This is a genomic window from Halolamina sediminis, assembly GCF_001282785.1.
GTDB lineage: Archaea > Halobacteriota > Halobacteria > Halobacteriales > Haloferacaceae > Halolamina > Halolamina sediminis.
On the sequence record NZ_CVUA01000001.1, the window covers coordinates 1,352,572 to 1,366,316 of the forward strand.

At 58.8% G+C, this 13,745-nt stretch carries 14 protein-coding genes; 8 read left to right on the forward strand and 6 right to left on the reverse strand.

What is annotated here, in order from left to right:
- Nucleotides 1-35: 35 nt before the first annotated feature.
- Genes BN1959_RS06830 through BN1959_RS06840 form a run of 3 tightly spaced genes read left to right on the forward strand, consistent with a single transcriptional unit; the run spans nucleotide 36 to nucleotide 3,864 of the window.
- Nucleotides 36-863, forward strand: a complete 828-nt coding sequence (locus BN1959_RS06830; protein ID WP_053947945.1) for an IS5 family transposase — start codon at nucleotides 36-38, stop codon at nucleotides 861-863.
- A 48-nt stretch (nucleotides 864-911) separates the two neighbouring features.
- The gene (locus BN1959_RS06835) at nucleotides 912-2,315 is read left to right on the forward strand and encodes a hypothetical protein (RefSeq protein ID WP_053947946.1); all 1,404 of its coding nucleotides are present in this window, start codon (nucleotides 912-914) and stop codon (nucleotides 2,313-2,315) included.
- Nucleotides 2,316-2,325: 10 nt separating this feature from the next.
- Nucleotides 2,326-3,864, forward strand: coding sequence for an AAA family ATPase (locus BN1959_RS06840; RefSeq protein ID WP_053947947.1), 1,539 nt, complete (start codon nucleotides 2,326-2,328; stop codon nucleotides 3,862-3,864).
- A gap of 171 nt (nucleotides 3,865-4,035) precedes the next feature.
- Here the strand turns inward: BN1959_RS06840 and BN1959_RS06845 are convergent, their stop codons facing one another.
- Nucleotides 4,036-4,578 (reverse strand): hypothetical protein, encoded by a 543-nt coding sequence (locus tag BN1959_RS06845; RefSeq protein WP_053947948.1) that lies wholly within the window; start codon nucleotides 4,576-4,578, stop codon nucleotides 4,036-4,038.
- A 395-nt stretch (nucleotides 4,579-4,973) separates the two neighbouring features.
- Here BN1959_RS06845 and BN1959_RS06850 point away from each other — a divergent pair, with 395 nt between their 5' ends.
- The 5 genes from BN1959_RS06850 to BN1959_RS06870 all read left to right on the forward strand — a co-directional run bounded on the left by BN1959_RS06850 (nucleotide 4,974) and on the right by BN1959_RS06870 (nucleotide 10,084).
- Nucleotides 4,974-5,306, forward strand: coding sequence for a hypothetical protein (locus tag BN1959_RS06850; RefSeq protein ID WP_154018233.1), 333 nt, complete (start codon nucleotides 4,974-4,976; stop codon nucleotides 5,304-5,306).
- Nucleotides 5,307-5,548: 242 nt separating this feature from the next.
- A complete protein-coding gene (locus BN1959_RS06855; RefSeq protein WP_053947949.1) occupies nucleotides 5,549-6,853 on the forward strand; it encodes a hypothetical protein in 1,305 nt (434 codons plus the stop codon).
- Between the two features lie 46 nt (nucleotides 6,854-6,899).
- Nucleotides 6,900-8,069 carry a site-specific integrase gene (locus BN1959_RS06860; RefSeq protein WP_154018234.1) on the forward strand — a complete coding sequence of 390 codons (1,170 nt, stop codon included), beginning with the start codon at nucleotides 6,900-6,902 and terminating at the stop codon, nucleotides 8,067-8,069.
- Nucleotides 8,070-8,300: 231 nt separating this feature from the next.
- Entirely contained in the window at nucleotides 8,301-9,251 is a 951-nt protein-coding gene (locus BN1959_RS06865) for a MarR family transcriptional regulator (RefSeq protein ID WP_079978626.1), read from the forward strand.
- Nucleotides 9,248-10,084: a DUF6036 family nucleotidyltransferase gene (locus tag BN1959_RS06870; protein WP_053947951.1), complete on the forward strand. Its 837-nt coding sequence runs from the start codon at nucleotides 9,248-9,250 to the stop codon at nucleotides 10,082-10,084. Before BN1959_RS06865 ends, BN1959_RS06870 begins: the two co-directional genes overlap by 4 nt.
- Before the next feature lie 45 nt (nucleotides 10,085-10,129).
- Here the strand turns inward: BN1959_RS06870 and BN1959_RS06875 are convergent, their stop codons facing one another.
- The 5 genes from BN1959_RS06875 to BN1959_RS06890 form a co-directional block, all read right to left on the reverse strand.
- Nucleotides 10,130-11,143, reverse strand: coding sequence for a tyrosine-type recombinase/integrase (locus BN1959_RS06875; RefSeq protein ID WP_053947952.1), 1,014 nt, complete (start codon nucleotides 11,141-11,143; stop codon nucleotides 10,130-10,132).
- Nucleotides 11,144-11,421: 278 nt separating this feature from the next.
- Nucleotides 11,422-11,646 carry an SHOCT domain-containing protein gene (locus BN1959_RS15490; protein ID WP_079978735.1) on the reverse strand — a complete coding sequence of 75 codons (225 nt, stop codon included), beginning with the start codon at nucleotides 11,644-11,646 and terminating at the stop codon, nucleotides 11,422-11,424.
- Between the two features lie 107 nt (nucleotides 11,647-11,753).
- Nucleotides 11,754-12,800: an NAD(P)/FAD-dependent oxidoreductase gene (locus tag BN1959_RS06880; protein ID WP_053947953.1), complete on the reverse strand. Its 1,047-nt coding sequence runs from the start codon at nucleotides 12,798-12,800 to the stop codon at nucleotides 11,754-11,756.
- Entirely contained in the window at nucleotides 12,801-13,160 is a 360-nt protein-coding gene (trxA, locus tag BN1959_RS15025) for a thioredoxin (protein WP_053947954.1), read from the reverse strand. It abuts the gene before it with no gap.
- A 154-nt stretch (nucleotides 13,161-13,314) separates the two neighbouring features.
- A complete protein-coding gene (locus tag BN1959_RS06890; RefSeq protein ID WP_053947955.1) occupies nucleotides 13,315-13,719 on the reverse strand; it encodes a helix-turn-helix domain-containing protein in 405 nt (134 codons plus the stop codon).
- Between the last annotated feature and the right edge of the window lie 26 nt (nucleotides 13,720-13,745).

A 13,745-nucleotide genomic window follows, 5' to 3' on the forward strand; every position in this document is an offset into this window, starting at 1 on the left:
TTCAAAGGAGTTGAAGCGGGAGACTGTCGATGCCTATGTCGAAAATCTCCCGCTTCACTCGCAAAACTGTGACGTTAGCTAAAAATGCTGTTGGTGGCCGAGGCGAAGTCGCCGCCCCCGAAGGGGGTGGCGGCTTCGCCGACTACGCCGTCGTTTCGCTTCACTGTCTCCGGATTTACTTGGCGAAACCGTATCGTGAAGCGCTTGATCTCTTGAGCGAGATGCCGCATATTTTGGCCGAGATCGGCCTCGAAGAGGGCGATCTCCCGCATCACTCCACGCTTGTGAAGGCGTTTGATAGGTTAGAGATGAAGATCTGGCGGGTGCTCCTGCGCCTTTCGTCGCAGCTGCACGACACCGCCGATCACGCCGCAATGGACGCGACGTTTTTCGACCGCGAAACTGCCAGCAAGCACTACTGTCGCCGGACGAATTACCGCGTTCAAACGCTCAAAGCGACTGCGCTCGTTGATACGAAAACGCAAGCTGTGCTCGACGTTCACTGTACGACTGAGAAGCGCCACGACACGCAGATCGGCTGGCAACTCGCCCGCCGCAACGCGGGCGAGATTGCCAGCCTCGCCGCTGACAAAGGCTACGATTGGCAGCAATTGCGCAAGAAATTGCGCGAAGAGGGCGTGAGACCGCTGATCAAGCACCGCGAGTTCCGACCCATCGATTGCGCGCATAACGCGCGCATCGATGGGTCTCTATACGGCCAAAGAGCACTGTCTGAGACCGTCTTCTCGACGATTAAGCGCACGCTCGGCCACGCGGTGCGTGCCCGAGCGTGGTACCGCGAATTTCGTGAGATCGTCCTGATGTGTGCGGTCCACAACATCAAGCGATCCGTGAAACAGTGAAACGAAACGCCTTCTGGCGATTCACCAGAGCCCCGACAGGCATTGAGCATGTCGATGAAAGCCAGCTACGTGGCGCTGGTACTCGGCATTCGCTTCCGGCGGCTGCTGGGTGCACACCCGGACAATTCGATTACGATTACCTATCGGGATATCGACGCGGACGAAGAAGTTGTGTCGGAAGATACGATCGACGTGCCGCCAGTCAATATGGCGTTCATCGATGCCGTCGAGTCTGCTCCCTCGGATATGGCCGACTACGATTCATTCGAGGAGTTCGAAGCCGCAGTCGCTGACTTAGACATTCCTGAAGACGCGAAGTACGGCTACGATACGACGACGCTTACCGACGATCTCGGGGTCACATACAACGTCTCCTATGAGTATGGGAATATTGATCTCGAGGCAATGGGCGAGGCGGTCGACGCCGATGATCGCAACTTCACAGTGACGACCCCGGGGAGCGATAATTTCCGCTATCGCTATCGAATTTCGACGAATGATGCAGGGGTTGACGTCTATGCAAACGGGCGGGTGTTAAACACGAATGAATGGCCATTCGAGATCGACCGGCACCAGACACTAAACCGATTCAATGGGGTAATTCGCATCGAACCTGCCGCAGAAGAGCATGAGGTGCCGACGAATAACGAAAAGACAGGGATCGATGAGACATCGTCGCTGTGGCAGAAGCTACGGGAGTGGCTCGATGACGACTCTCGAAAGCCACAGCGAAAGGTATACGACTCTGATAGCGACGACGATGACGACGAGTCAAGCGGTGGCGATGGGGGTGGCAGTGGTAGCACGAACGATGGCGACGACGACACCGACACAATAGATGATGACGACACCGGAGGTGATGACGATACCACGGGCGGGGACGATGATGAGACGGGCGATGACGACGAGTCAAGCGGTGGCGATGGCGGTACGGGTGACGATGATGATGACGACACGGGCGACGACGACGGTGACGACACGAGTGATGGCGACGATGAATCGGGTAATGGCGATGATGACGGCACGGATGACGATGACAAGACCGACGACGATGAGGATGAATCTGAGCAAACAGAGATTGAAGCACTCATAGAGAACATCGAATCGTCTGCAAAGCCGGGAGATAGCCTCCGTTCAGAAACCGAGATCGACGGTGGCGAGATCGATCTCATCCACGAGCAAGCGGATGGCCCTACAAATCTCTATAAGATTGTGCACGGGCAGGCCCGTCCCAACGACATCTACGAGATGATGATGTACCAAGACCATTTCAAACGGTCTGGAGACGGGGAGTATGGGCAGACCATCCTACTCTGCACGGGCCTTACGGATGACGCAGAGTCCGATCACGACAGTATCACACACCGGACTGACGACCACGATGAGCCCTATGAATTTGTCGTCGTCACGCCGGATACGGCCTCTGAGGATCTGCCGTGGGTAACTGAGTAACGCTCCACCAATGGCTCCACGAAAAAGCGTCGAACGAATTCCGGGTGGCGTCGATAGCCAAACCGAGTCGATTGAGGAGATCCTCAGGTATGTTGACTCGGAATCGCCACTTGTCGAGGAGCTCACCGATTGGATTGAGGATGAATTCTCACTTGATGGTGACACCCGTGCCACGCGAGTGGTCCGATTTCTCGTCGGGATCGATCTCTTAGCTCAAACCGGGGAGCGGCTTAGCCCCGGGACCGAAGGCGGGAAATGGCTCGGTGAGGGGGCTGATGCAGAGACATATTTCGGGGCATTCGACAGTTCCATTGTCGGCTTTCGAGAAGTACTCGAAGAGCTATTCCGACACGAAGCCACCGCTGAGGAGCTCAGGGAGTTTCTGGCCAAGGATATCGGAGTTGACTGGGAAACATCGGAGCAGGTCACACGGCGGCTGAATTATCTCCGGTCGATTGGCTACGTGGAACTTGCCGATGGGACGTATTCGCTCAGTGCGGATGGCCGCGATTTCATCGAGGGCAAATCTGAACGGGCTCAGTTCCAAGACCCTCCAGCCATATCGGACATCGTCGACGTTCTCGATCAAGAGACGCCCCCAGAGATCTATCTCGTCACTCAAGATATCGGGGACTTCGGCGATAGCCAAATTCACATTCCGGAAGACAATCGACACGATATTTCTCCACGGACACTGTCGGCAAACGCGCTATTCATCCATCTCGTCGACGACGAGTTCCGTGGTTATTCACGGCAGTCAGAACCCGCGACTGAAACGACGTGGAACGGAACCCGATATCGACGAGTCCCCGTCGACGTCGTCCGGTTCGACACTCCCGTCGGTATCCGAGAGGTTATCGGTGAATTGCTGGATACGGATGCAACAACCCGCCCAGACAGCTACCCGTTCTCAGCAACCGGCCTTGCAGACGTCACGATCGGCGAACTCGGGTCAGACGCCGCCTGGACGATCCTCGGCGCCGTCGACGCCGGTCGCACATACGCAGAGGCAGTCCCGGAGTACGAATTCGAGAATCCCCCGACCAAAGACGATATTGAGGGGCTCTACTACCCGGATGACGGTGTCCTTCCGGAGATCATCGGCCAGATGACCCAAGCGCTGACTGGTGGTCAGCATATCGTCTTAGTTGGCCCACCTGGCACGGGAAAAAGTGAGCTGGCAAAGCAGGTAGCTAGCCATCTCGTCGAATCGAACGTGACCATGGTGACTGCGACTGCCGACTGGTCGTCGTTCGACACGATCGGCGGGTATCAGCCTGAGGGTCAATCGGGGCTGAATTTCTCGCCGGGTGTCTTCCTCGACCGGTTCCAAGACGATGACGGGAATCCGACTAACGAGTGGCTCATCGTCGACGAACTGAATCGCGCCAACGTCGACAAAGCCTTTGGATCGCTGTTCTCGGCGCTGGCTGAGGATAGCGTCACAACGGCATTCAAAGACGATGACGTCATGGATGTTTCCATCAGTATCGAAGGCTTCCGCCGCAGTCTCGTGGTTTTACTGGGCAAGGTAATCGGCCGTGGGTAATCGTGTGTGAGTAACCGGCCGCCGCACCGCGTTTTTGCCTAGTGATGTGTCAGTATCTAATTTGTAAATCAGAATGAGTAGTCTGGTGGATTCGTCCAAGATACTGTCGATGAAGTGAGTGAAGGATACCGCTGCAGGTAGAGGGAACACGACAGATACTGGGAGAACCAGTTAGACTGAATTCTGGTGGTCGTGGGTTACCTGTACTTCCGTCCTGCTATCGTCGGTTTCAACGATGTCCTGCTCACGGTCAACGTTCGGCAAGCTCCCATCGTCGTACGCTTCGGCGGGGTACACTGACACGCACGTCGCGTTCAACTCAGGATCCCGGCCTTCGTAGACCGGCTTCAGCACGACACTCCCGGCTATTAGGCGTTCGTACAGTGGGCTGGGGAGCGCCGTTATGATCTTTACTCGGGCTGCGTCGACGTCTCCAGTTACTATGTCGTCGTTACTAACGCCTGTGAGGCTACTCGTGCCGATGAACTCCAACGAGGGCCTGTCTACAGCATCGCTTGCCAGGACTGCTTTGTCGTGTCGTTCGTGGTAGTACCATGCTGTCTTCGCACCTTGTGTCGTATCGACTCGCGGACTCTGGAATCCGACCTCGGCGACGAATTCGACAGGGAGTTGGAACTGCTCGTTGCTGGAGACAGTACGGCGTAACTGTGAGGGTAACGGGTCCGCCGGCGGTTGCTTTTCTGATTCGACCATCGGTTCAAACCCCGTAGATGATACTTGTGAATATAAACCCTCGCACAGGACTCAGATTGCCCTGTCCGTTGGAATCGCCTGTAATCGCCACTGAGCGACGTATTTCGGGCTCTTCTACAGATGGCGTAGAAAAGAACGTGAGCAGACTCAGGGCCGATGACTCAGTGGAAGGTTCAGTTGAGTTCGCACATAGCTCTGGCTGCTGTTATGGAATTTTCGTAACCCCAACACAGAGGCCCGATCAGTGGTCCCGTTCGTTGAGATGGTACCAGGCAGAGCAGGTCGGCTCTGGTCTCATCGGCTGTCTGGCGGTGTGTCCGATGCTCTCTGGGTGCCAGAAAGTACGCACGGCCGGCGTGTCACTGGTGAGCCGCATGTCGTCGATGACACCGACTGTGACTGAGAAAGACGCACTCCCGTCCGTGGCTGGGACTGATTCGTGGGAGTCGATCGGGCGGCAGCTTCTCCGGGCGAAACTGGAGCATACTGGTGAGGTTGTTGTGCGGGATGCGTTCCAGCAGGCTGCGAGCCGTATCGGCGCTGACGAATCGTTGACTGCGGACGATATTCGGGAGCTACGCCGTGCACTGGAAACTGCAGAAGCGGCCGTCAGCCTCGCTGCGACAGCCTCCCCGGAGACAGCACCACTCCCGGACGTTTGGGAGTTCCTCGACGCTGACGGGAGATCGGCGTACGTTGCTGAAGTCGAACGCCGGCGCGAACACTGACCGCGTGGCGTTGTAGCAAGCAATACTACTACTGCGTTATTCGACAGCCTCTTTCCCGGTCATTCGAGTTCCGACGGACTGGCGAGAATCAGATTAGCCGCCGATCGGTGTTCAGGACCACCCCCTCGAAGCCATTCTAGAAAATTTGTGATGGGAACATTTGTTCGACTGTCACAATTCTGTTCTCATAACATGTTTGTTTTTCAACAAGAAGTTTAATACAGCACCCATTACGGTGAGGTATGACGGACCGACCGAAAGACAACCCAGACGATACCGACGAGTATCGAGACTGGGGACACGACCTCACAACCCTCCAAGACATCGGGGAAGAGATCCTCGACGACTGGCGGGAAGACAACCCGCACTCACCTCGGGACTACCCAACGGTTCAATGGCTAGCCGAGAACGGCTACTCACATCTCCGCTGGATACTCCGAGAGAAGCACGATATGGGTACCCCGGAGTTCTTCGTGCTCCTCACTTCCGCGGGTGGCCAGGAAGGATACGAGTGGCACATCGACGACGTCGCAACGATCGGGATCGCAAAAACGTATCTCGACGACCGCGTCGCGTGTCGTGATTGGGAATACTCGACAAAGCGAACGAACCGTTCACGGATCAACAGCGTCCTCCGGCGGTTTAGCGAAGAGTACGGCGACGCGGCGGTCGTCGCGTACGCAAACGATCCGGAACGGAAAACAGAGCTCTACGAGACGTTCAAGCAGATCGGGATCAGCCTCCGTGACGAGTGTGCGTCCGACGAGTCCGCACTGAAGTTCGTCCGTGCCGCCCATCGGTTCTTCGAATGGCTCGAACGATCGGACCGGATCGAGTTCGACCCGATGGAAGACATCGAAGAGGAGTTCACGTGGGCGGTAGACCCAGAGCCGACGCCGCTGACAGAGGAGCAAGTCAAGCGACTCTGGATTACTGCTGAGACGGACGAAGAACGCGTCTTGGTGATCGGGTACTGTGTCTGGGGTGTTCGAACGAGCGAACTTCCCCGCGTGCACGTCACGCAGTTCCAGTTCGACCAGGAGCCCCCAAAGATCAGCTTCGACGAACGTGACCGGAAGAACGGGCTCGGCGAGGTCAGCCTCCTGTTCGGGCTTGACGCGGTGGCGAGTCTCCTCGACACACGCGCTCGCCAGCCGGATTGGAACGGGCATCTCTTCCCGAGTCCGAAGGACGGCCGGCCGTTCCTCTGTGGGAGGCAGGCGCGGGAGAAGTTCAAAGATCTCTGTCGAAGAGCCAACGTCACCATCGACGGTGACGTCGCCACCCCGAAACACGGCCGGTCGTTGTACTACAACGTCCTGGCCGATGCGGAGACTGATCTGCTGGAGATGGCCGCGAACCTCGCGGAGGAACAGGGCGCAAAAGACCCAGTCTCGGTGCGGGACTTCTACTTGACGCCGGAGCGGCGAGATCGGTACCGCCGGGTCTTCTTCCGCTACCGGATGCGCCAGATCTTCCCGGACGATGCGTTCGCGGACACCGGCGACGGCCCCGGCTTCGACCGATCACTGGACGACTTCGAGTGAGCCAGCACGCACCCCCATTCCAAACAACAGACCAATGACTGACACCGTGGATGACGAAGAGTTCCTGAAACAACGACTCTCCGAGGACCCGTCGGAGGAGTTCCTCGAAGCGATCGCTTCAACGATCGTCGATGAGATGTCGGAGTCGTTCCCGGAGCTCTCCCGGAAGTCTCGACCGATGGATGCGGTTCTCCGCGAGTTTCGTGAGAACAAACTGGAGGAAGTTGACTCAACCCGGCAGTACGAACGGAAGTTGGATTACCTTCAGACGTACCTTGCCGAGGAAGCACGCGTCGAAACAACGGAGGATCTCACCAGTGAAGATGTCGAACGGTACGATACGTGGCGGAAATACGAATCGTTGACGCGTGAGGAGCCGTTATCGGTCTCTACACTACGGGACGATATGTATCTCTTCCGTGAGTCCATCCAGCATCTGATCGAGCACCGGATGGCGCCGGTTCGCTTCGAGAAGTCCGTCAATATTCCCGAACCCGAATACGAGAACGGTGACGGGGTGGATGAAAAACAACTGGACCCGGAGATTGCGAAGGCTGCCCTGGAGTATCTGCGGAAGTACGAGTATGCTACTGTCGAGCACGTCGCCATGGAGTTGATGTGCCAGTTCGGTCCGCGCAAGAACGGCCTACGTGGGCGTAACGTGGATGATTTCGATTACGACGAGGGAACACTCACGTTCAAGCATGACTCGGCGACGCCGCTCAAGAACGACGAAGGAAGCGAACGTGAGGTCACTCTCTACGGCGCTGTTCCCGAGATCATTCAGGACTACCTCGCCAATAAACGTCCCGCGGCCGTGGACGACGAGGGACGCGAGCCGTTGTTGACGAAAGGGGACGGGCGGATCAGTCCCTCGACGCTGCAGACGATCGCGTACATGTGGACGCGGCCGTGCGCGGTCGGGCTCGGGTGCCCACACGACCGGGACCCTGAGGAGTGTGAAGCGGCTCAGACGAACAATTCCGCGTTCAAGTGTCCGAGCAGCCGGGCACCACACCACATCCGCACCGGGTACATTACTGACCAGAAGAACCAGGGCGTGTCGGCGGAGGCGGTTGCCCAGCGGTGCGACGTTTCTCCTCGCGTGCAGGACCTTCACTATGATCTCCCGGACGAGACTGAAGAACGGGAACGGTACGAGGACGAGTTCCGGAACGCCGACGATGATCCGGACTCCGGGTTCACTCACGAGTAATCGCTGGGAAGGTCGCGTAATCGTGCGGGTTTCGGTCTGTCCTCTCGCCGAAGTTCGATAGGAGCCAGTAGCCTGAGGGTGTACGAAGGTGCCGGGACGCTCAGTGAGCGTGGTGTCGTTATCTGGCGGGAAGTGCGATCGACGGTCTGGTGTTCGTCGATTCAATCGACCGCGACTAGATTCTCAAAAAGAGCAAGATATTTATAAATAAGTTGCGTGTTTTGAGATAGAGTGCTCTCTGAATCGGAGCTCACCGTCCTCTCACAGCTGAGTTCACAGGCGGCTGAGGGAGTGATACAGCGAGAGTTAGCTACCGCCCTCGACTGGGACCCAGGGCATACGTCCCGGATCGTGTCGACACTCGCAGAAAACGGGTTAGTCACCAGAGACCAACAGAACGGTCGGTACAGAGTGGCACTATCGAACGCCGAACCCGCACAGCGATTCGCCGATCTCGTACGCGAGTTCCCGCACGTCGATTTCCCGGACCTGCTGGGTGGATCGACGATCCAGATCCTCTACCATCTGGATGGCGAGCGAACAGCAGCGGACCTCACGGAATGGACCGGCGTGAGTCGAGCGACAGTCTACCGTCGACTCAAACAGCTACGGAACGTCGGCATCGTCACGAAACGCGACGCTCGATTTGCCCTGACGACGCAGTTCGAAGACCTGGCAGCGTTTGCGCGGTCGCTCGTCCGCCACATGCATCGGCAGGAATCGAGTGACCACGCTGCTGGCGTCCGGCTTATCTGGACCGACGTCGACGAGTACCTGTTCGGTTGCCAAGGGGACGTGACTGCATCACTGTTTCACCAGACTGGACCGGACGCGCTTGACCAGTACGGGATTTCCCTGTTAACGCGAGAGGACCAGTACTATTTCCGGTCCGAACACCGAGCGGAACTCGCGCCGGAAGACATCGTGTGCCACCTGCTGCTGATCGACGACGGCGCTCGGTACCGATCGTACTGCCTGTTACTGATTGCTGCGTGCGAGATTGGCGCGGAGACACTCACCCGGACGGCTGAACGCTACGATCGAGAAGCCGAGATCGATCTTCGTGGCATCGTGGCGGAGCTCCGTGCGTATCTCGACGCCGACGGCGCGGTGTCCAGCGAGACGCTGCCAGAATGGGATACGTTCAAATCGACGGCCGCTGACTACAACATATCCCTATGACGCCTCGCCCACAGTTCGACGCAGCGTATATCGAGGCGGAGCTGCAGGAACTCGGCGCGACGCTACACGCCGAGGTCACCGCGTTCCTCATCGGCGGCGGGGCGATGGCATTCCGGGGGCTGAAAGACACGACCAAAGACATCGACCTGGTCGTCACGACGGAGGACGAATTCGACCGGTTACTTGCCGCGCTCGGCGACCAGGGGTACGAGGAAGTGTCCGAACTCGACGAGACGTACCAGCAGCTCGGCGCGAGGCTCTGTCTGGAAAACGACGACGGCTGTCGGATAGACGTGTTCAACCGCCAGGTCGCCAACAAGCTCATCTTCAGTGACGGGATGCAGGAGCGAAGTGAAGAGTACCTCACATCCAGCGAGCTCACTGTCCAGCTCACTGCGCTGGAAGATATCTTCCTGTTCAAGACCGTCGCCAAGCGCCCTGACGACATCGACGACATGAACACGCTGATCCAGACCGGGCTGGACTTCGAAGCGATCGGCCGTGAGATCACGGCGCAGGTCACGTTACTCGACGGGAAGCGATTCACGACGCATATCCGTGAATCCCTCGACAAATTGGACGAGCAATACGAGGTACAGACACCGCTCGAAGACACCGTCGATGAGTACTACGCACAGTACATGGACGAGTTGGAAGTCAGGCTCGTGTTGGACGAGGACAATCCCATGTCGGTGGATTCGATCGCCGAGGAGCGTGGTCTCGACCGGAGTCACGTTGGCGAACAGTTAGCGCAACTCGAAACGTACGGGCACGTCCGACGGACAGACTCGGGGTATGTTGATACCGGCAAGCGCGATGCGTTCGATGAGTGAATAAAGCGGTTGTGATGCGGTTCTCCCGTGGGTCGTGGACGTGGGTTACAGGTTGTCCAAGTATTCCCTCCGTTGCTCCATCCGTTCCCGCTCGGTACGACGGTCGTAGTGCTGTTCGATGACTCGCTGACTGACGTTCGCTCGGTCGCTGACCACTTTGTCCGGCATGTCGCTGTTCAGGCTATGCGTGATGCTGCCCCGGCGAATCGCGTGCGGGCTGACGCTCGATGGGCAGTTGAAGGCGTTGTCGCGTTCGAGTGCGGAACACTCTCCGAGGTCACGGTCGTGCGGGCACTCAGTACTGTAGGTACACGGCCGGGTCCATCGGTAGACGTAGGTGCGCAGCGTCGTCTTGTTCGTCCGCCCCTGCCGCGACGCCAGCAACGGTTCTCGACCGTACTCGTCGGTCACCGACGGTCGCTTCGTTTCGATCCAGTCGTCGATGAGGTCGCACACTCTGTCCGAGAGGGCGACCATTCGCTCACCGTCACCTTGGTTCTTGATCGGTGTCCCGGTGTCCGGGCGGTGCCGAATCTTGAGGAACTGTTCGTCCGGATCGTAATCATCGACGTCGAGGGCGTGAACACCGCCGATGCGCATCATCGTGTGCCACATCAGGGCGATTGCGACGTGCTGGATGCTCGCGTACTCGTACGTCTCAAGATGGCTGAGGAGTTGCGAGGCATCATCACTGTCCAACATCACGTCACGGGAGTTCTCGTCCGGGGTGATCGACGGGGACAGCACCTTCTGGCTCAGGTCCTGTTCGACGCCATCGACGGACTCCAGCCACCTGATGAACACGCGGAGTGTGTCCATCTGGGTTTTCTCGCTGACCTTGTTCAGGTCGCCGTCCTCCCGTCGCCACAGCCGGTACCGGTGGAGCTGGCGGCCGTTGAGCGTGTTGAGGTTCTCAATCTCCTCGACTTCGTCGCACCAGCGGACGAAGTGCCCGAGGCGGTACTTGTGGCCCGTGAGTGAGGCCTCCGAGAGTTCGTTTTCCTTGTCTGCGAGGTACAGTTCGAGCGCGGTTTCGGCATCGATTGGTTCGAGACTCATGGTCAGTTTTCTCCGGTCAGGCGAACCCCACGAGCCCCGGGTACTCCCCGTTCCATTCCGACGAGCTGAACGCCCGAAATAACCAAAAGGAAGCGCTGTCACGCCGCGTGACCAAGTCCTGCAGCGCCCATTCGTTTTTCGAACGGACCACATCGACGAGAGTCCGGTACAGTGTTTTACCATCGGACCGTCGTACATGCTTGGTTACCTTCGATTTTCTACCGTGGGTCGGCACATCCGTTCGTCTCGTGAAAATCGAGAGAACGAGTGCCCACCAGTCACTCCTCGAGTCGGCGTCGACGCTCTTCGAACTCATCCTCAGAGATCTCTCCACGAGCGTACCGGGCCCGGAGCGTCGTCAGTGCAGTATCCGTCTGGCTTCGTCCAGTCGCCGGCGTACGCTCCCGTGCGTAAATTCCGTAGCCGAGGGTGAGAACCACAGTTAGCAAGACGAGCGGCCAGAGGAGTGGCCACCAGCCGAAGCCGCTCATTCCCCCGCCCATACTTCCGGAGTGGCCACCGCCGTGCTGTGCGGTGGCGACCCCAGCGGTTGCGATCAACCCGACGAGGCCACCGGTAGTACGAACGATGGCGGTTCTGTACGTGGGGCTCACGGGGCAGGTTGTTCCTGACTGGCCGTCGTGGTCGCCGTCGATCCGTCTGAACTCCGGAGTGTCTCGAGGAACTCCTCAGCGTCGAGGGCAGCCATGCTCCCGGTCCCGGCGGACGTGATCGCCTGCCGATAGCGCGGGTCGGCGACGTCACCAGCAGCGAACACCCCATCGACAGTCGTCCGGGCCGTAGGTCGGCCGGCGTCGTCGGGTTCAGTGAAGACGTAGCCGTTCTCGTCCCGCTCGATCCCAGTGTCGTCGAGGAACCGTGTGTTCGGCGTGTGCCCGACCGCGTAGAACACGCCGCCGATATCGACGGTCTCGCGTTCGACGTCGATCCCGGATTTGGCCTTCTCTCTCGGATATCCCTCGGGATGTGAGACGAGTGTGGCGCCGGTAACGCCCTCCGCTTGCGAGCCGTGGATGGTTTCGAGTTCCGCGTTCCAGCGGAACTGGACGTCGTCGTGGTCGCGGGCGCGGCTGGCCATGATCTCGGACGCACGCAGTTCCTCGCGGCGGTGAACGACCGTCACGGAGTCGGCAAACTTCGCGAGGAACAACGCTTCCTCCATCGCGCTGTCGCCACCACCGACGACGAGAACGTCGTCGCCGCGGTGAAAGGCACCGTCACAGGTCGCACACGTCGACAGTCCGTGGCCCATCAGCTCGTCCTCGTTCTCGGCGCCGACCCAGCGCGCGCTCGCGCCGGTCGCGACGATCAGCGACCGCGTGTATATCGTGTCGTCGGTCGACAACGACAGCTCCAACGGCTGCTCATCCAAGACTACGTCCTCGATGCGGCCGTGTTGGAACTCCGCGCCGAACTGCTCGGCCTGCTCCTTCCCGCGCTGGACGAGGTCCATCCCGCCGACGCCGTCGGGGAAGCCGAGGTAGTTCTCGACGTCCGTCGTCAGCGTGAGCTGGCCGCCCGGCTCGTCGCCCTCGAGGACGAGGGGTTCGAGATCGCCACGCCCGGCGTACACAGCCGCGGAGAGGCCCGCGACGCCCGACCCGGCGATGACGAGGTCGTGGATATCCCGAGTCATCTACTCGGTGTGGCTCTCGATGAGCGTTCGAAGTTGGTCTTCACCCTGGAGACCGACAACTTCCTCGACCTGTTCGCCGTCAGCGAACAGAATCAGCGTGGGAATGCCCTGGACGCCGTAGGCGTTCGCAAGCGACTGGTTGGCGTCGACGTCGACTTTCGCGACGGTCGCGTCGGTCTCGGCAGCCAGCGTCTCGACGGTCGGTTCGAGCATCTGGCACGGCCCACACCAATCGGCGTAGAAGTCCGTGAGGACGACATCGTTCTCTGCGACGATGTCGTCGAGCTCGGACTGCCCGTCGACGTAGAGCGGTTCGTTCGTGCTCGCGTTGCCAGCGTCGGATGCAGTATCAGTTGCCATCACCAGCACGTACGCACCAGCGCTAATTAAGAGTTTTGGAGAATAGGCACAATACTACCCAATACGAACTCCGGCGAGAAATGTCGTTCGTGACTCGATAGTACGTGAGATCTATCGAGAGGAGTAACGCAACTCGGGAGAGGGAAGGAGAAAGTTAGCTTTCGGCGGCCGGCGCCGCAGTCTCGGACTGTTCGTACTTGGTCTCGAACTCCTGGATGAGCTGCCCCATCTTCGCGTACCAGTCGTTGAGCAGGCGCTGCATGTCGTCGGCGATCTTGGCGGGGTCCGTCGGCGAGTAGACGTGGTAGTAACCACCCTGATCGTAGTTGATCTGGTCCTTCTCGATGAAACCGGTCTGTAGCAGCCGCTGGACGGCACGGTAGGCGGTCGAGCGTTCGCGATCGACTGCTTCGGCGATCTCGTCGACGGTCAGCGGTTCGTCGGACTGGACGAGCGCTTGGAAGCACTCCTTGTCGAGCTCTTTCAGGCCGTGGAAGCACTCTAGCAGTCCCTCACACTCCATGTCCCGCCGGAGTTGTTCAGACATCGAATCTGGCATTGTTATCACCTTCTCGTAGGCACTAT